Here is a 17,711-nt window from a genome sequence, read left to right as displayed (position 1 = left end):
GTCAAGGAGACGGACTCTCCCGCGACTTGAGAGCGATCTGCCACCGGTAGAAGCTCATCGCCAGGGCGAAGTCGAGCCCCGCCCGCCCGTCCAGGAAACCCCGCCGGTACACGTACATGTACGCGAAGGACACCAGCGGTTTGAACGGGGCCTTGTGGAACAGCTGCCCCTGCCGGGACTTGACGCGGCGCACCTGTTCCTTGACGTCGGGATGGTGCTCCAGCCACGCCTCCCAGTCCGAGTACCTGTTGTGCCGCTCGAACCAGGCGGTCACCGGATCGAGGTCCTGGTGCTCGATCGGGTTGCGCAGGGATCCCGCGCTGTCCGCGACCGGCTGGTAGTGCCCCTCCACCTCGCCGATGCCCGGCGCGTCGAGATCGCCCACCTCCGGGTAGTGGCTGCGGGTGCGATCGGTCAGCGAACGCTTGCGGATGGTGTACCCGTGCCGCAGCCTCTTGCCCGAGAACCAGTACCCCAGCGGGATGTCGTACGCGGCCGGCCGGGGCGCGTCCGGATCGGCGAAGATCTGACGCAGCTCGGCCAGCAGACCCGGGCTCAGCCGTTCGTCGCCGTCGAGCAGCAGGATCCAGTCCAGGTCCGTGCGGACATGGTCCAGGCACCACTGCTTCTTCCTGGGGTGCCCGCCGTCCCAGGTGTACATCACGACCTCGGCCCCGCACTCCGCGGCGATCTTCGCCGTGTCGTCGGTGCTGTGCGAGTCGACGACGACGACCGCCTCGAAGTGGCCGAGCACCGACTTCACCGCCTCGGCGATGTTGAGCCCCTCGTTCTTCGTGGGGATCGCCACGGCTATCGGCAGTCTGCTCATCCGTTGTCTCCTTCGGGCAGCCAGGCGTAGCAGCCTGTGGAGGTGAAGGCGCGGGCCGCCTCCGGGATCGTGACCACGGTCCGCCTGCCGTCACCGGAGGACCCCGACACGAGGTTCTTGCCGTTCGCCCCCGTTACCTGCCAACTGCAGGCCTTGGTGGGGGAGACGTCGCGGTAGCGCCCCGCACGGAGCGCCTTGCCCTCGTGCGTGCCGTCGGCGTACCCCCCGGAGGCCCGCTCCACCAGCTCCTCGTGCTGTACGCACAGGTGCTCGACGGCGGGTTCCGCGTCGGTGATCTCACCGCTGATGATGGCGCCGACGGCCGTTTCCCGGTCCACCTTGACGAGATACGTCAGCCGGTCGCAGGTCTCCTGCCCGGTCTGGAGCACGGCCGCGGGATCCATGCCCCTGGGGACGCGGTCTACGAGGTACTCCTTCTGCTTCTTCGTGAACGTGCCGGTGGCCGGCGTGAGTTCGGCGGCGGGGACCTTCGGTGGCTCGCTGGTCGGGGAGGCCTTCGGATCCGTGGCGGAAGGACTCCCGGATCCGGCCTCGGGCCCCGATGATGCCGCCCCCGACGAGGCCGCGGGGCCGGCTGCGGCCGGCTTCTGCCCACCCCCGTCGTCGGAGGACGAGCCGCAGGCGGCCAGCGCCGCCGTCATGACGACGACGGCGCCGGCCAGGAACGGATACCTCATCCACCCGTCCTCAGTGCGTAGTGGGCAGTGACCTTCGAGCTGCTCAGCACGGTCGGGTAGACCGCCGTCTCGTCGACCTGCCCGGCGAAGAAGTTGCTCGTCGGACGGCTCGGCCAGCCGGACAGATTGTCCCCGCCGACCCGCCAGTAGCCCCGGTAGTTCCTGTTGCCGGTGTACAGCGGGTTGGTGGCGCGGAGCTGTCCGTCGACGTACAGCGCCACGCCCCCGGAGCCCTGGGTGGCCACCACATGGTGCCAGGCCCCGTCGTTGTACGCGGCGGACGTGGCCACCGCCCGGTAGCCGCCGCTGTAGACCCCGAACACCAGACGTCCGTCATTGCGCATGTAGACGTGTTTGTCGTGCTGGCCGCTGTCCTCCATGGTCAGATTGCCGAAGCCGAGGATGTTTCCTCCCCGGGTGGTCGTGGTCTTGACCCATGTCTCCACCGAGAAGGTGGAGGGCGAGCTGCTCGGCCTGTTGCCGTAGGCGTACTCGTCCGTGCCGTTGAAGCCGATGGCGGTCGACGGACCGGAGACCGCCGCCGGAGTCTGGCGATAGGACGGCGCGTTGCGCAGGAAGCCGTTGTTCAGATTGCCCGAGGCGTCGGCGGCGAACGTCGAAGTCCCCTCGTCGTAACGCCAGTACAGCGAAGCCCCGTCGGCGATCACCCGGGCGGGATATGCCTCCGCCTCGGACGCCACCACCGCCGTCACCGCGGGCGACTTGGCGCTGGTGTTGGTGCCGTCGCTCGCGCTGATCCGGTAGGTGTGCGTCTCACCCGGTGCCACGTCCCGGTCCGTCCACGTGAGTTGAGGACGGTCCCAGAACACGGAGAAGCCCGTGATGGTGTGCACAGGGGTGCTCGCGCCGTCCTTGTAGATCCGGTACGTCAGCTCCCCGTCGTCGGTGTCGAAACTGGTCTGCCAGTTCACGTCCACCTCGCCCGGGCGGACCGTGGAGACACTGGCGTTGGGCACCCACGGCGCCCCCGTGTCGGGGCCGTCGGCGAACCGGGTCAGGCCCTGCTGCGCCGAGCCGTTGACCGTGGTGAACTCGCCGCCCACCCACAGATAGTGACGGCCACCCTTGTCCGTCTGCGCCATCACCCGCGGACCGACGGGCTCCCCGATCCCGTCATTGGTGTCCGGGAACCACGGCAGCAGCTTCGGGTCGTCGACCGCCTGCGCCAGCAGGTGCTTGCGCGGCTGGTCGGGGAACTCGCCCATGGACGCGCAGTCGTGCGCGTGACTGCCGCTGTACAGCACCCCGTTGTGCACCAGCAGCGCCTGCGTGGCGCCCAGGCACGTGTCGCGCCAGACCTGGGAGAACGTGGCCAGGTCGAGGGCGATCCGGCCGTCGAAGACACCGCCCCCGGTGCCTTCGTTGGCGGTGTAGAACTGGGTGGCGTCCGACGTCAGGTCCTGCACCGTCGAGGTGTTCGGAATGAATCCCGGATAGCTCTTGTCCAGGGCGCCCGTCGTCGCGTCCACCACGGCCAGCGCATGCGAGTTCGTCCCGTTGACGGTGAAGAAGTCCCCGCCGATCACCACGTGCGAGCCGTCGGGGGTGACCTCCACGGCCCGGCCCACCTCGTCCGTGTTCGCGGTGAACGGCTTGAGCTGGGCGCCGGTGGTCACGGCCGCGAACTTGTTGCGCGTCTGCCCCGCGACACTGTTGAAGTCGCCGCCGAGATAGACGGTGTCATCCGTGACGGCGAGCGCCCGCACGGTCGCGGACACGGCGACCTTGAAGTTCTCGCGCGGGGTGCACGTGGCCGTGTCGATGGCCGCGATGTTGCTGACCCCGACCCCGTTGACCGCGCCGAACTGACCGCCCGCGTAAAGGGTGTCACCGTCCGGCGACAGGACGAGGGACCGTACGGTCGCCGTCCCGGACGAGAGGGTGAACGACAGGCTGCAGCCCGTCGGCGCCCCGCTCGCGGCGTCGAACGCGGCGAAGTTCACCGCCGGCTGCTCGGAGGTACCGGCAGCCGCGTCCGGCGGCCTCACGGTGGAGAAGGTGCCGCCCGCGTAGACCACCCCGTCGGCGGAGGCGGCCATCGACCACACGATGCCGTTGGTCTGCCACGTGGTCAGGTCGTCCGCCGTGATCGAGACCGGTGGGGCGAGGGCCGCCGCCGGGGAACCCCCGGCGGCGGCGCTCAGGGCCCCGGCGAGCAGGCAGAGCGCGGCGGCCGCGGCACGCGCGCGGCCGTGGGCGCCGCGTCCGCGCCCCGTACTTTCGTTCATCATTCAGCTCCGAAGGTGAGAACGAGCTGCGGCCGGTAGGCCGCGGTTGCGACTTCGCCGGACCAGATACGGAGACTGTCCGTCCCGCTGCTGGTCAGAGCGAATGAGTAGGCGGAGCCCAGGGCCCCGCCCAGTACCGGCGCGTTCAGCTCCACCGAGTAGTCGGTGGAGACGGCGGTTGCGCCGGAGATCGTCCCCAGCACCGTCGTGGCAAGTGACGGGCGGGTGTTGTAGGTGACCGCCGACTCGGTCCACGCGCCGGTGACCGGCACGAGTGTGTGGGGTTCGGCCGAGCCCGCCGTGGCGTCGGACGAGGTACGGAAGGTGAGCCGGGCGCTCCTGAGCTGCTGCCCGGCCGGGGCGGCGGGCAGGGCGAAGCGGAGGTAGCCGAGGTACGGCGTGGTGCCCCGGGAGGCGAGCTGGGTGTCGTTGTACGTGGTGTTCGCGGCGACCCCGTTGACGTACGCGTCCTCCGTCGGCGTCAGCGTGAGCGTGGTGTCCCCGGGACCGGACGGGGTGTCCGCCAGCTCGTGGTGCGCGGCCACCTGGGCGGCGGTCAGCGCGGAGGGGTAGATGGCCGTCTCGTCGACCTGCCCCGCGAAGTAGGTGCTGGTCGGACGGTTGGGCCAGGCGGTGGCCATGGCGTCACCGCCGACCCGCCAGTACCCGTTGTACGAGCGGTTGCCGGTGGTGGCGTTGCTGCCGGCCTGCGCCCCGTCCACGTAGAGCCGCATGCCGGACGGGCCCTGGGTGGCGACCGCGTGGTGCCAGGTGTTGTCGTTGTAGGACGCGGCGGAGGTGATCGTCGGGCGGCTGCCGGAGCTGCCGACCTGCACCCCGAAGGCGAGACGCCCGTTGTCGGTGAGGTACAGGATCTTGTCGGAGATCCCGCTGGTGTGCCCCTGAGCGGTGCCGATGTTGCTGCCGTACCCGACGAGGCGCCCGCCGCGGGTCGTGCTCGTACGGAACCACGTCTCGATGGAGTACGGGGTGGGTGAGGTGTAGTGATGCAGCCGGTCGCTGTAGACGTACTCGTCGGTGCCGTTGAGGGTGAGCGCCGAGGAGCCGGTCACGGCGGACGGAGTCGAACGGTACGAAGGGGTGTTCATGTACACCCCGCCGTCGCCGTTGTCCGAGGCGTCCGAGGCGAAGGCGCCGCCCGCCTCGTCGTAGCGCCAGTACAGGTCCGTCCCGTCGGCGAGCACGCGCTCCGCGTACGGACTCGCCGAACCGGTCGCGGTGACCGAGGCGTTGGCGGAGAGCGTGCTGGTGTTGGTGCCGTCGCTCGCGGTGATCCGGTAGGAGTAGCTGCGGCCCGCCACCACGTTCGTGTCGGTGAAGGTCAGCTGCGGCCGGCTGAAGAAGAGCGAGGAACCCGTCGTCGTGTGGACCGGCGTCGAGCCGCCGTCGCGGTACACCCGGTAGGTGAGCCGGCTGTCGTCCAGGTCCAGGCTCGAACGCCAGGTCACCCGGACCTCACCGGCCCGCGGCGCGGAGAGGCTGACCACGGGTGCGGACGGCGCCCCCGTGTCCGGCGAGTCCGCGAAGCGGGTCAGGGCCTGCTGGGCTACCCCGTTGACCGTGGTGAACTCGCCGCCGACCCACAGGAAGTCGTGACCGCCGCGGGACGAGACGGTCAGCGCGCGCGGGCCCACCGGTTCACCGATGCCGTCGTTGGTGTCCGGCAGCCAGCCGAGCATCGCCGGATCGTCGACGGCCTGTGCGGTCAGGTGCTTGCGGACCTGGTTGGGGAAGCCGCCCATGGTGGAGCAGTCGTGGACGTGGCTGCCCGCGTACAGCACCCCCCGGTAGACCCGCAGTGCCTGCGTGGCGCCCTGGCAGGTGTCACGCCAGCGCTGGTCGAACGTGGTGAGGTCCATCGCGAGCCGGCCGTCGAACGAGGCGCCTCCGGCCCCTTCGCCACCCACGTACCAGCCGCCGGACAAGGAGTCCGTGACGATGTCCTTGATCACGGCGGACGACGGGATGAAGTTGCCGGGGTAGGCGCGGGTCAGCGCCCCGGTGCCGGCGGCGGTCACCGCGAGCGCGTGCGAGTTCGACCCGCCCACCGTGAAGAAGTCCCCGCCGATGAGCACGCTCTGCCCGTCCGGAGTGACCTTCAGCGTCCGTCCGGGATCATCCGCGTCCGGGTTCCAGGCCGTCAGCGCACCGGCGGCCGTGACCGCGCCGAAGAAGCGGCGGGTCTGCCCGTTGACGCTCTGGAAGTCGCCGCCCGCGTAGACCGTGCCGTTCGCGGCCACGTCGAGCGCCCGCACGGTCGCCCCGAAGTCCGGAGTGAAGCCGGGACGCAGCGTGCAGGTGGCGGTGTTGACGGCGACCAGACCGTTGGCGGCCGTCCCGTTGACCGCGTTGAAGTAGCCACCCACGTACAGCGTCGACTTGTCGGGGGAGACCGCGAGCGCCCGTACCGTCGCGGTGCCGCTGGAGCGGGTGAAGGACAGCGGGCAGCCGGTGGGCGCCCCGGTGGCCGCGTTGAACGCGGCGAAGTTGACGGCGGACGTGGTGTTGCTGCCTGCGGGGGAGCCGGCCGGGCGGACGTTGGTGAAGGTGCCGCCCGCGTAGACGACCCCGTTCGCCTCGGCGAGCGACCAGACGATGCCGTTCGTCTGGTACGTGGCGAGGTGGTCGGCGGTGAAGCCGACCGGATCGGTGAGCGCGGCAGCCGGGGGAGCGGTCACCGCGGAAGCGGTCAGGACCCCGCCCGTGAGGGCGAGGACAGCGGCGAACACACCGCTGCGGCTGCGTCTGAGACGTCCGGGATATCTCATCGGTCCACCCGCACGGCTGCTCCGGTGAGCTGATCGGCCAGCTGCCGGACATCGGCGTCGACCATGATCCGGGCCAGCTCCTGCGCCTTCACGGCAGGTTTCCAGCCCAGCAGCTCCGCGGCCTTGGACGCGTCCCCGATCAGCGCGTCGACCTCACTGGGGCGCTCGTACTTCGCGTCGTAGCGGACGTGCTCGCGCCAGTCGAGACCGGCGTGCTCGAAGGCGTACTCCAGGAACTGCCGGACGCTGACACCCTCGCCGGTCGCCACCACGTAGTCGTCCGGGGTCTCGCACTGCAGCATCCGCCACATCGCGTCGACGTACTCGGGGGCGTACCCCCAGTCACGTACGGCGTCCAGATTGCCCAGATGCAGATGCGTCTGCAGTCCCGCCTTGATCCGGGCCACGCCACGAGTGATCTTCCGGGTCACGAAGGTCTCCCCGCGACGCGGCGACTCGTGGTTGAACAGGATGCCGTTGACCGCGAACATCCCGTACGCCTCGCGGTAGTTGACGGTCGCCCAGTACGAGTACACCTTGGCCACGCTGTACGGGCTGCGCGGATGGAAGGGGGTCTGCTCGTTCTGCGGCGGCGGATTGGCGCCGAACATCTCCGAGGACGACGCCTGGTAGACCCGGGTGTCGATGCCGCTGGCCCGCACGGCCTCCAGCAGCCGGATCGTTCCGAGACCGGTGACGTCACCCGTGTACAACGGGGCGTCGAAGGAGACCCGGACGTGCGACTGCGCGCCGAGGTTGTAGACCTCGTCGGGGCGGATGTCGCGCAGCAGGTTCACCAGGGCGACCCCGTCGGCGAGATCGGCGTGGTGCAGCACGAACGAGCGGTTCTCCTCCTCCGGCCCCTGGTAGATGTGGTCGATCCGCTCGGTGTTGAAACTCGACGAGCGGCGGATGAGCCCGTGGACCGTGTATCCCTTCTGGAGCAGCAGCTCGGACAGGTACGAACCGTCCTGTCCGGTCACCCCGGTGATGAGCGCGGTCTTCGCCATGTCTCCCCCTTCTGCGGCCGCCTGAGAGGCGGACGGGCAACACCGAAATTTCAGAGTTTGAGCGATCTGCGGCAAAACGTCACCGCGTCATACAACTGCTGGCACAATCCGAGCCATGACGACTGATCTCCCCGGCCCTCCCCAGGAATCCGTCCCGTCCCTGCTACGACCCGGCGCCCGTGTGTTCGTCGCCGGCCACCGCGGTCTCGTGGGCTCGGCGCTGGTCCGGCGCCTGACCGCCGACGGTCATGAAGTGATCACCCGCGGGCGCGAGTTCCTCGACCTGCGCGACGCCGAGCGCACCGGAGCCTTCCTTCGCGACGCCCGCCCCGACGCCGTGGTGCTGGCCGCCGCCAAGGTCGGCGGAATCATGGCCAACAGCACGTATCCCGTGCAGTTCATCGAGGACAACCTGCGCATCCAGCTGAGCGTGATCGCGGGCGCGCACGCCGCCGGGACCGAGCGGCTCCTCTTCCTCGGCTCGTCCTGCATCTATCCCAAGCTGGCCCCGCAGCCCATACCCGAGTCCGCGCTGCTCACCGGCCCGCTGGAGCCGACCAACGAGGCCTACGCCCTCGCGAAGATCGCCGGAATCGTGCAGATCCAGTCCTATCGCCGTCAGTACGGTGCCGCCTACATCAGCGCCATGCCCACCAATCTCTACGGACCCGGTGACAACTTCGACCTGGAGACCTCGCACGTGCTGCCCGCTCTGATCCGCCGCTTCCACGAGGCACGGCAGGGCGACGCCCCGGCCGTCACGCTCTGGGGCTCGGGCAGCCCCCGCCGGGAGTTCCTGCACGTCGACGACCTGGCCGCCGCCTGTGTACTGCTGCTGGAGCGGTACGACGGTGACGCACCCGTCAACGTGGGATCCGGCGAGGACCTGACAATCCGCGAACTCGCCTCCACCGTGGCCGATGTGACGTCGTATCAAGGCCGGGTCGAGTGGGACACCGCCAAGCCGGACGGAACGCCGCGCAAACTCCTGGACGTGTCCAGGCTGTCCTCCCTCGGCTTCAAGCCGCACGTCCCGCTGCGTGACGGAATCGCCCGGACCTACGCCTGGTGGCTGGACCAGCAGGGCGCACAGGTCTGACCGGCCTCCGGCACCGGACGCCCGGGCCGGGTGGACGGCCGCGGCAGTGCGACCCTCCACCCGGCCCGCTCTCCTTCGTCTCATGCGTACCGCCCGTCCTCAGTACGCCCCGCGGCCGTCGGTGACGGCGCGCAGCGTACGGGCCATGAGTCCCACGTCCGTGGCCACCGACCAGTTGTCGACGTACCACAGGTCGAGTGACACGGTTTCCTGCCAGGACAGGTCGGAGCGCCCGCTGACCTGCCAGAGACCGGTCAGCCCCGGCCTGACGGCGAGCCGTCGCAGCTCGCGCTCGTCGTAGCGCGACACCTCGTCCGGCAACGGCGGTCGTGGACCGACCAGGGACATGTCACCCCGCAGCACGTTGAAGAGCTGGGGCAACTCGTCGAGGGACGAGCGGCGCAGCAGCCGGCCGATGCGGGTCACCCGGGGATCCCGGCGCATCTTGAACATCGGGCCGTCGTTCTCGTTCGCCGTCACCAGTCGCGCCTTGTGCTGCTCGGCGTCCGCCACCATCGTGCGGAACTTCCACATGGTGAACGGCTGGTTGTGCTGCCCCTGCCGGATCTGCCGGTGGAAGACCGGCCCGGCCGAGGTGAACCGGACCGAGGCCGCGACCGCCACCAGCAGCGGGGCCAGTGCGATCAGGCCGAGCGCGGCGCCGGTGCGGTCCACCGCGGCCTTGAGCACCTGCTGCGGGCCGCGCCGCAGTGGCGGCACTATGTGGAGCAGGGTCAGCCCGGCGGCCGACGAGGGCCGGACGCGGCTCTCGGCGATCTCCGAGAGATGCGAGAGCACCGACAGGTCGAGCCCGCCGTCGTGCAGGCCCCACGACAGACGCCGTAACCGTTCCTCGGCGAGCTGCGGTCCGGGCACCACCAGCGCCAGGTCCGCTTCGTGGGCGAAGGCCGCACCCAGCACCGTCGACGCGTCGTCGTCGGCCGGCTGCGGCGCGAGCCGCCCCGGCACCGGGGCCTCGCAGGTCAGCGCCGTCGTCCCGACGGGCACGGCGGCCACCACGAGGTAGCCGTGGTCCGCCCGGGCGGCGAGCAGTCGCACCGCCCGGTCCACCCCCGCGGCCTCGCCCACCACCAGGACGCGGCGGGCCGTCCTGCGCCGCCCGGACCACGGCAGTCGCCGCGCCCCGGATGCCGCTGCCGTCGCCAGCAGGCCCGGGACCAGGGCCACGACGGCCGTCGCCGGGTCGATGGTGCCGTCGACGGCGGTCCAGAGCACCGCCATCAGCCCGATGAGCAGCAGCCAGTCGCCGGTGGCGGTCAGCACGCCCGGTGTGCGGCCCGTGCCGCGTGCCGTGTACCGGCCGCGCACAGCCCGTACGCCGGACCACACCACCGCGGCGGCCGCCGCGCCGGCCAGGGCCCTGGGCTGTCCGTCGGTGCGCAGGACGAGCCAGGCGGGAATCCCCAGGCCGAAGAGGTCGAAGCCGATGACGAGTGGCAGATACCGGCCGGGTCTGTTCTTCGGCCCGGGCCGGTCGAAACGGTCGCGCTGTACGGTCGGGCCCTGCCGCAGGCGGTCGAAGTCCTGGCGGCGGGGCCGGTGCGAAGGAGTCCGTGGACGAGGCGTCCCCGCCAGTCCCACGGGCCCTGATATTTCGGATTCGGGTAGCTCGACATGCCCCATGAACCCCCCAGTCACAGTCGCATTGCCACAAACGGGGCGCATCCGCCGATCCTGTGGACTGACGGATGCGCCCTCGCTCGGTGCACGATATCCACACACGTGCCATTTCGCTGGAGTTCCAGTGAAGTTCAGACAGGCCGTTCGCACCGGAACTCGTCCCGTTCCGTACTGGATCTCAGGTTCTGTGGGCGGCTGTTGGTATTTGGGACACACCGGAATCGGATGGTGTGCGGATATGTACGACCGCCTGCCAACTGCCCTCCGCGGCAGCAGCGTTGAGTGGGACACCCCGCTCGCCTCCGTGACACCCGCTGCCGTCTGGGAGAATGCGGTGCCGGGGGACAGCGCCCGGCACGAGCGAAAGAGGAACGTACGGTGACTCCCGCGGAGACGAACTGGGCCGGCAACATCACGTTCGGCGCGAGGCGGGTGTGCGTCCCCCGTACCGAGGCCGAACTGCGGGAAACGGTCGCCGCCTCCACCGAGGTGCGGGCGCTGGGCACCCGGCACTCGTTCAACACGGTCGCGGACACGGCCGGGGACCTCGTATCGGTGGCCGGGCTGCCGCGGGTGGTCGACATCGACCGGGCCGCGGGAGCGGTGACGGTCAGCGCTGGGCTCCGGTTCGGGGAGTTCGCCGGTGAGCTGAACGAGAGCGGCTTCGCACTGCACAACCTGGGCTCCCTGCCGCACATCTCGGTGGCCGGTGCCTGCGCGACCGGAACCCACGGTTCGGGTGTGGGGAACCGCTCCCTCGCGGGCGCTGTCCGGGCCCTCGACATGGTGACGGCGGACGGCGGGACGGTCACCCTGCGGCGCGGCGACGCGGACTTTCCGGGTGCGGTGGTTTCCATGGGCGCCCTGGGCGTGGTGACCCGGCTGACCCTGGACCTGGTGGACGCCTTCGACGTACGGCAGTGGGTCTACGAGGACCTTCCCGAGTCCGTGCTGACCGGCCGGTTCGACGAGGTGATGTCGGCCGCGTACAGCGTCAGCGTCTTCACCGACTGGCGGCCGGGCCCCGTGGGACAGGTGTGGCTCAAGCAGCGGGTGGGGGACGAGGGGACGCCGGAGGCGCCGGCCGAATGGCTCGGTGCACGGCTCGCCGACGGTCCGCGCCACCCGATCCCCGGCGTGCCGGCCGGGAACTGCACCCGTCAGCAGGGTGTCCCCGGGCCGTGGCACCGACGGCTGCCGCACTTCCGTCTGGAGTTCACCCCCAGCAACGGCGACGAGCTGCAGTCCGAGTACTTCGTGGCCCGGGAGGACGCCGCTGCGGCGTACGAGGCCGTGGGCCGGCTCCGCGAGCGGATCACCCCGCTGCTCCAGATCTCCGAGATCCGTACCGTGGCGGGCGACGACCTGTGGCTGAGTCCCGCGTCCGGCCGGGACTCGGTGGCCTTCCACTTCACCTGGGTCCCCGACGGCGCGGCCGTCGCGCCGGTGCTCGCGGAGATCGAGGAGGCGCTGGCTCCGTTCGGTGCCCGCCCGCACTGGGGCAAGGTTTTCGGCACCGATCCCGGCGTGCTGCGCACGCTGTACGGGCGGTACGAGGACTTCGAGCGGCTGATGACCCGCTACGACCCGGCGGGCATGTTCCGCAACGACTTCCTGGACCGGCACTTCCGGCCGTGAGTCCGGCCCGCCCCGGGTTGATCAGCGGCTCTGGCGTTCGTCCCTCGACCGGGACGGCCAGGCGGCCGCCGATCTGCCCGGGGCGAGCTGGTCCACCAGGTCGGCCAGCTCCTCGCAGGCACGCTCGATCCGGTGCCGGACGGTCTGCTGTTCGGCGACGAGGGCGGCCAGCAGCAGCGCGGTCAGCGCTACGGCCCCGTTCAGAACCGTGAGGTTGACCATGATCTCGAGCATGGTGTGGTCCTCGAACGGCCCCACCCTGTCCGTCCCCGCGACCACCGCCAGGACCGAGATCAGCAGGGCGCACGGAGCGCTGCCCGCGAGCTGGAAGCGCAGCGCCGCCCAGATGAGGATCGGGAACACCAGGTAGAGCATCGACAGCGAGCTGCGGGTGGCGAGCAGCGTGCCCGGCACCGCGACGACCAGCAGCGCGGTTCCCTCCACCCACCGGTCGGTGAGCCGCGGCATCCGCAGACGACGCAGCACGAGCAGCAGTGGGGTGATCACGAGGACGCCCATCACGTCACCGGCCCACCACGCGGCCCAGACCGGCCAGAACCCGCTCGCGGGCAGTTTCCCGTCGGCCAGCAGTACAGCGGTTCCCGTGCTCGCGCTGATGGCCATGCCGGTCATCGCACCCAGGAACACCAGGACGACACCGTCGCGCAGCCGCGCCAGTTCCGGACGGAAGCCCGCACTGCGGAGCAGCAGGAAGGCGCAGACGGGCGCGAGCGTGTTGCCCGCCACGACGAGGGCGGTGGACGCCGACACCGAACCGTTGAGCGTGGCGATGACGAGCAGGGAGCCGAGTGAGATCCCGGGCCACACGCGCAACCCCATGACCAGCAGGGCGCCCAGCGCGATTCCGGTCGGCGGCCACAGCGGCGTGACCACCGCCCCGTGGACCGTCACCTGCCGGAGCAGGCCCAGGTCCGCGGCCACGTAGTAGGCACCGGCGACGGCCAGGATGCGCAGTAAAGTCATGGCCCTGCGCCGGTTCTTCTCGCTGTGGATCACGGTTCTCATGAGACACCGGCCGTGACAGGAGGCCGCTGCGTGACACGCGCCGCTCTCCCCGGCCTCATCCGGAGGCGGCGGGAAACGCCTCGTGGCGCAGCACGAGTACGGCGGCGTCGTCCTCGTGCCCGGTGCGCTCCGCCGTCCCCAGGACCGCGTCGGCCAGCTCGTCCGCATCGTCGCGGACCCGTGAGCGGACCAGTCGTACGACGGCGTCCAGTCCCTCGTCGATCGGGTACGACGGCCCTTCGATCACCCCGTCGGTGAGGAGCACGAAGGCCCCGTCGGCGGTGAGCCGCCGGGTGGTCACCGGGTACTCCTCACCGCTCTGGATCCCGAGCGGCAGACCGCCCTCGTCCTCCGTGACGCCCGACCGGCCGTCCGCCGTGGCCCACACCGCGCCCACATGACCGGCGCGGGCACTCTGGAGTTCCCGGGTCCGCGGATCGAGCCGGACGAAGGTGCAGGTCGCCAGGAGGCCGGAGTCGACGGCCAGCAGGAGGTCATTGGTCCGGCCCACCACCTCGCCCGGATCGGCCGCCGTGGCCGCGAGCGCGCGCATCGCGATCCGGATCTGGCCCATGAAGGCCGCCGCCTCGACGTCATGGCCCTGCACGTCCCCGATCGCGAAGGCCAGTGAACCGTCCGGCAGCCGGAAACCGTCGTACCAGTCGCCGCCGATGTCCAGGCCGTTGCGCGCGGGGGTGTACCGGGCTGCGGTCTGAAGGCCGGGCAGCGCGGGAAGCGTGGCAGGGAGCATTCCGCGCTGCAACGCCTCGGCCAGCTCCACCCGCGCCTGATGCAGCTCCACCTCCCGGCGGGCCCGCGAGGTGAGGTCCTGGAGGGTGGTGAGCAGTTCGTCGGAACTGGCCGGGCGGGGAGGACGACGCCGGTTCATGGGCCGCTCCGCAGGGCAGGTGGTGGCCGTCCGCACCACATGGGGGTGGCGGATCGGGCCATGAGGTCGACGCCGGTGACCCGGAGGGCAAGGGCCCGGCTGCTGCGGGCGTGGTTCCTGCATCCTATTTCGGTCCGGGCGTCCTCGCAGGCCGAGCCGTGACGGGCGTGCGCGGCCGGTTGGGTGGATGCTGGAAGCGGAGCCGTACGGCGGCGGGCGCCCGCCTGCCGGTGCGGGCCGGGAGGTGCGCGATGAACCGCACGATGGAGTGGACGGTCCGTGTCGATCTGTCGGAGGACGACGGGACGACGAAGGCGGAGGCGGTGCTGGACACCGGTACGGCGAGACTCACCGGCCACGGGGTCGCCCGATGCAGCCCTCAGGACCCGGACGTGCCCACCATCGGTGACGAACTGGCGGCGAGCCGTGCGATGCGCGATGTCGCGGGTCAGCTGATGAGTGTGGCCGACCGTGAACTGGGCAAGGCCGGCGCCGGCCCCGGGGACGGGCCCGTGCCACCGCCGTACGCCTGGTCGGACGCCACGGCCTGAGGGCCCGTCCGGCCTCCGCGTCGGCAGGTCACGGCTGCGGACCCGCCCGCCCCGGTGTCCGGGGCGGGCGGGCCCGGCATGTCACCGGTGATCAGTCGACATAGGTGATGTCGGAGGTGGCGTACAGGCAGTTCGTACTGTCCGGGCCGGTGCCCGTCTTACTGGGCTCGCCGCTCGTCACACCCTTGTGCTTGGTGCAGATGTCGATGTCACGGTCTCCGTCGTCGTAGATCGTCACGCCGGAGAGACGGGCCGTGTCACCGTAGTTGGGGTTGATCCCCACGAGACCGTCGCCGGGCGCGGTGATCCAGACGTTCTGTACCTGGACGTGGCGGCCGTACTGGGTCGAGCAGTTCCCACAGGAGCGGTAGAGCTTGCCGAAGTCGCTGACCTGGAAGTTCTTGATGATCAGGGTGCCTCCGCCGTTGTGCTGGAACACCTTGTCGTCCGCCAGCTTCGCGCCGCCGCCGTCGATCGTGCGTACCAGTGAGGAGGAACCGCCGAGGAAGGTGGCGGCGTCCTCGCCCACGTCCTCCCACCACACGTTCTTCAGCGTGCAGGCGCCCAGGCAGTGCACACCGTCCGCGGCGGGGGAACCGAGGATGACGTTTTGCAGCGTGGCACCGTCCGCCAGCTCGATCAGGGCCGGCTGGTCCTCGTCCTGGCCGTCACTGCCCAGGTCGCCGCTGCCGTAGAAGCGCTTCAGGCCGCCGTCGTAGGTACCGGAGACCTTCATCGTCGAGCTCACGGCCTGGCTGCTGGTGGCCGTCGGCCAGGCGGGCGGGGAGCCGGGGTTCGTCGGCGGGTCGGTCGGCGGATCCGTGGGCGGGTCGGTCGGTGTCGATCCGGCCGCGGTGAACGTCCAGCGCTTGCTGGTCACCGAGTCGCAGGAGTTCTGCTGGACGAGGGCGCCGGCCGCGGTCGAACCGTCCTTGACGTTCAGGCACTTGCCGCCATTGGCGTTGACGACCTGGTACGTGCTGCCGCTGACCTGGGTCAGCGTCCACACCTGGCCGGCCCCACCGGTACAGCTCTGCTGCTCCACGGCCTTGCCCGCGCTGGTCGAGGCGCCGCGGACACCGGCGCACTTGGCGCTGTGCGCGGCGGTCAGCGTGTAGCCGCTGCCGGAGCTCTTGAGCTGCCACGTCTGGTTCGCGGCACCACTGCAGGACCGCTGGGCGAGCTGGACGCCGTCGGAGGTTCCCGCGCCGGGAACCTCCAGACACAGTCCGCTCGCGGCGTTCGACAGGCTGTACGAGCCGGCTGCGGGGGCCGCCGTCGCGGAGCCGGTGGCGAACAGCGCCGTGAGCCCCGCGAGCACGAGCGACGCTATCGCGACGAACGAGGCGGCTGCCCGGCCGCCCCTGCGTCTGGCATGCTGATTTCTGGTACGCACTGGGTATTCCTTTCACCGCCTGCGGTGTCCTCCGCAGGCACCAATGAGTGGTTTGGTGCGGTGGTAGGCAATCCCTCGACCATCGGAACCACGACTCGCGATGTTCCGTATGGTGAACCGAGTTCTTGTATGAGAACAGCGGTGACGGTACGTCAACGGCATGGACCGGTCAAGAAGTTGGAGTGTCATGATTCGGCACCCGCCGGGGCGGGCCGTAGCGTGACGGGGGAGCGGCCGCGGCGGAGACCGGTCGCCACGGACGAGAAACCCCTGGGTGACGCCATGTGCTGGAGTGCGACCGTCGACCTCGTCGCGGGCACCGCGATTGCGGCGATCGGTGCCGCCTGCGTGCTCCGCACCCGCCGGGTCCGGGACCTTCCGCTCGCGGCGTTGCCGCTGCTGCTGGGGGCCCACCAGATCATCGAGTCCGTGGTCTGGCGCGCGGACGGCGGAACGGGGCCGGCCACCGTCGCGTGGGCGGTCATCGCCCTGCCGGTCCTGGCGCTGTGGGTGCCGCTGGGCGCGCTGTGCGCGGCTCCGCCGCGGGCCCGGCGCGGACTCGCGGTGCCGGTGGCGGCGGGGGCGGCGACCTCGGCGGCACTGGCCTACAGCCTGGCGACCCGGCCGGTGACCGCGCAGATCCGTGGCCACACGCTCGGGTACGTCCTCGACCTGCCGCGGCCCGAACTGCTCGTGGCGGGCTACCTCCTGGCCGCCGTCGGATCGCTGCTCCTGTCCGGTGACCGGGTGCTGGTGTGGCTCGGCGTACTGGTCGCGGGCGGGGCCGCGGTCTGCGCCGCGCTGTGGCGGCTCGAGTTCATCTCCACCTGGTGCGCCTTTGCCGCGGTCTGCTCCGTGGTCCTGCTCGGCTGGTCCGGGAGGCGCCCGGCCGGGCCCACGGGCAGCCCCGCCCGCACTGCCGGGGAGTGACGGACGAGCCGGGACGGGGTCTTCGGACGGTGTTCGAGGGAACGTCCGTGCTGCTTGCCCGGGGTAACGGAACGGGCGTTCAGGTCCGGCCGTGACGGCGCTGTTACGGATGCGGGCCCGGACCGGCCGGGCGCGGACCCCGGTGCCGCGGGGACCTGTTCCGGAGCCGGCCTCCGTCAACCCGGCGCCGTGCGGGTGGATGCAGCGGCCAGCGATTGACAGGTACCCGGGGGTTCCGGTGGATGTCGCGTACAACCGCGTGTGACGGAAATGTCCGCATCTCGTAACACCGCTCCGGATGGTCACCCGACACCGGGCAACCCGGTCAAAGTATGGCTTCCCGGCACCACGCCGGGGCCGAACAACGCCCGGACCGCAAGGCCCGGGCCTGTACTTGAGGGGTCTTCATGTCCCGTTCCGCACGACGGATCACCGCTGCTGTTCTCGCTTCCGGCGCCCTGGTGGCCGCCGCCGCCCTCCCCGCGGTCGCGGACGACCACGACCACGGCCACGGCCGCGGTCACGCCCCGCGCTCGGCCGTCGTTCTGGGCAAGATCCAGTACAACAGCCCCGGTCGCGACAACGGTTCGAACCGCAGCCTGAACGGCGAGTGGGTCACCGTCACCAACACGAGCCGCCACTCGGTCAACCTGCGCGGCTGGACCCTCCGTGACGAGAGCCACCGCACCTACCGATTCGACCTGCGGCTGCCCGGCCGTTCCTCGGTGCGTGTGCACACCGGCGTGGGTCGCGACTCCCGCACCGACGTCTACCAGGACCTCCGCCGCTACGTCTGGGACAACAGCGACACGGCGACCCTGCGCGACGCGCACGGCCACAAGGTCGACTCCAAGTCCTGGGGCCACCGCCACGGCGGCCACCGCTGACCCGTCGGCGGCCGCCCACTGAACCCGGGGCGGCCGCCGGCGTCCTGACCGCGGCGCATCACGGCCCGACCTCCGTGGT

Annotated in this window: 14 protein-coding genes; 5 read left to right on the top strand and 9 right to left on the bottom strand. The window is 70.9% G+C overall.

Annotated elements, in window-relative coordinates:
* Position 1: 1 nt before the first annotated feature.
* From JGS39_RS11965 to gmd, 5 genes are read right to left on the bottom strand one after another with little or no spacing between them, the layout of a single operon-like run.
* Positions 2 to 829: a glycosyltransferase family 2 protein gene (locus JGS39_RS11965; RefSeq protein ID WP_219568844.1), complete on the bottom strand. Its 828-nt coding sequence runs from the start codon at positions 827 to 829 to the stop codon at positions 2 to 4.
* Positions 826 to 1,527 (bottom strand): Rv1352/Rv1906c domain-containing protein, encoded by a 702-nt coding sequence (locus tag JGS39_RS11960; RefSeq protein ID WP_219568843.1) that lies wholly within the window; start codon positions 1,525 to 1,527, stop codon positions 826 to 828. Before JGS39_RS11960 ends, JGS39_RS11965 begins: the two co-directional genes overlap by 4 nt.
* The gene (locus JGS39_RS11955; protein ID WP_219568842.1) at positions 1,524 to 3,779 is read right to left on the bottom strand and encodes a LamG domain-containing protein; all 2,256 of its coding nucleotides are present in this window, start codon (positions 3,777 to 3,779) and stop codon (positions 1,524 to 1,526) included. The genes JGS39_RS11960 and JGS39_RS11955 overlap by 4 nt, the downstream gene beginning before the upstream one ends.
* Complete coding sequence (locus tag JGS39_RS11950; RefSeq protein WP_219568841.1) at positions 3,776 to 6,565, bottom strand: LamG-like jellyroll fold domain-containing protein; 2,790 nt, start codon at positions 6,563 to 6,565, stop codon at positions 3,776 to 3,778. The genes JGS39_RS11955 and JGS39_RS11950 overlap by 4 nt, the downstream gene beginning before the upstream one ends.
* On the bottom strand, positions 6,562 to 7,575 hold the full coding sequence (gmd, locus tag JGS39_RS11945) for a GDP-mannose 4,6-dehydratase (protein ID WP_219568840.1): 1,014 nt from the start codon (positions 7,573 to 7,575) through the stop codon (positions 6,562 to 6,564). Before gmd ends, JGS39_RS11950 begins: the two co-directional genes overlap by 4 nt.
* 115 nt (positions 7,576 to 7,690) lie before the next feature.
* On the opposite strand from gmd, the gene JGS39_RS11940 reads away from it, so the two are divergent.
* Positions 7,691 to 8,674: a GDP-L-fucose synthase family protein gene (locus JGS39_RS11940; protein ID WP_219568839.1), complete on the top strand. Its 984-nt coding sequence runs from the start codon at positions 7,691 to 7,693 to the stop codon at positions 8,672 to 8,674.
* A 99-nt stretch (positions 8,675 to 8,773) separates the two neighbouring features.
* Here JGS39_RS11940 and JGS39_RS11935 read toward each other — a convergent pair whose 3' ends face one another.
* The gene (locus tag JGS39_RS11935) at positions 8,774 to 10,276 is read right to left on the bottom strand and encodes a sugar transferase (protein WP_219568838.1); all 1,503 of its coding nucleotides are present in this window, start codon (positions 10,274 to 10,276) and stop codon (positions 8,774 to 8,776) included.
* Positions 10,277 to 10,693: 417 nt separating this feature from the next.
* Between JGS39_RS11935 and JGS39_RS11930 the strand changes: the two genes are divergently transcribed.
* Complete coding sequence (locus JGS39_RS11930) at positions 10,694 to 11,953, top strand: FAD-binding protein (protein ID WP_219568837.1); 1,260 nt, start codon at positions 10,694 to 10,696, stop codon at positions 11,951 to 11,953.
* A 21-nt stretch (positions 11,954 to 11,974) separates the two neighbouring features.
* Here JGS39_RS11930 and JGS39_RS11925 read toward each other — a convergent pair whose 3' ends face one another.
* Together JGS39_RS11925 and JGS39_RS11920 are read right to left on the bottom strand one after the other, a co-directional pair.
* The gene (locus JGS39_RS11925) at positions 11,975 to 12,970 is read right to left on the bottom strand and encodes an MASE1 domain-containing protein (RefSeq protein WP_219568836.1); all 996 of its coding nucleotides are present in this window, start codon (positions 12,968 to 12,970) and stop codon (positions 11,975 to 11,977) included.
* Positions 12,971 to 13,034: 64 nt separating this feature from the next.
* Positions 13,035 to 13,868 carry a PP2C family protein-serine/threonine phosphatase gene (locus JGS39_RS11920; protein WP_219568835.1) on the bottom strand — a complete coding sequence of 278 codons (834 nt, stop codon included), beginning with the start codon at positions 13,866 to 13,868 and terminating at the stop codon, positions 13,035 to 13,037.
* A 251-nt stretch (positions 13,869 to 14,119) separates the two neighbouring features.
* Here JGS39_RS11920 and JGS39_RS11915 point away from each other — a divergent pair, with 251 nt between their 5' ends.
* On the top strand, positions 14,120 to 14,419 hold the full coding sequence (locus JGS39_RS11915; protein WP_219568834.1) for a DUF1876 domain-containing protein: 300 nt from the start codon (positions 14,120 to 14,122) through the stop codon (positions 14,417 to 14,419).
* Positions 14,420 to 14,510: 91 nt separating this feature from the next.
* Here the strand turns inward: JGS39_RS11915 and JGS39_RS41635 are convergent, their stop codons facing one another.
* The gene (locus JGS39_RS41635; RefSeq protein ID WP_372456144.1) at positions 14,511 to 15,740 is read right to left on the bottom strand and encodes a pectate lyase; all 1,230 of its coding nucleotides are present in this window, start codon (positions 15,738 to 15,740) and stop codon (positions 14,511 to 14,513) included.
* Positions 15,741 to 16,097: 357 nt separating this feature from the next.
* Between JGS39_RS41635 and JGS39_RS11905 the strand changes: the two genes are divergently transcribed.
* A complete protein-coding gene (locus JGS39_RS11905; RefSeq protein WP_219568833.1) occupies positions 16,098 to 16,745 on the top strand; it encodes a DUF6629 family protein in 648 nt (215 codons plus the stop codon).
* A gap of 407 nt (positions 16,746 to 17,152) precedes the next feature.
* A complete protein-coding gene (locus JGS39_RS11900; protein ID WP_219568832.1) occupies positions 17,153 to 17,632 on the top strand; it encodes a lamin tail domain-containing protein in 480 nt (159 codons plus the stop codon).
* The last annotated feature ends 79 nt before the right edge of the window (positions 17,633 to 17,711 follow it).

Origin of the sequence: Streptomyces poriferorum, from assembly GCF_019399235.1 — a bacterium.
Taxonomy (GTDB): domain Bacteria; phylum Actinomycetota; class Actinomycetes; order Streptomycetales; family Streptomycetaceae; genus Streptomyces; species Streptomyces poriferorum.
Note: the sequence above shows the minus strand (reverse complement) of the source record. Positions and strands in the feature narration are given on the sequence as shown.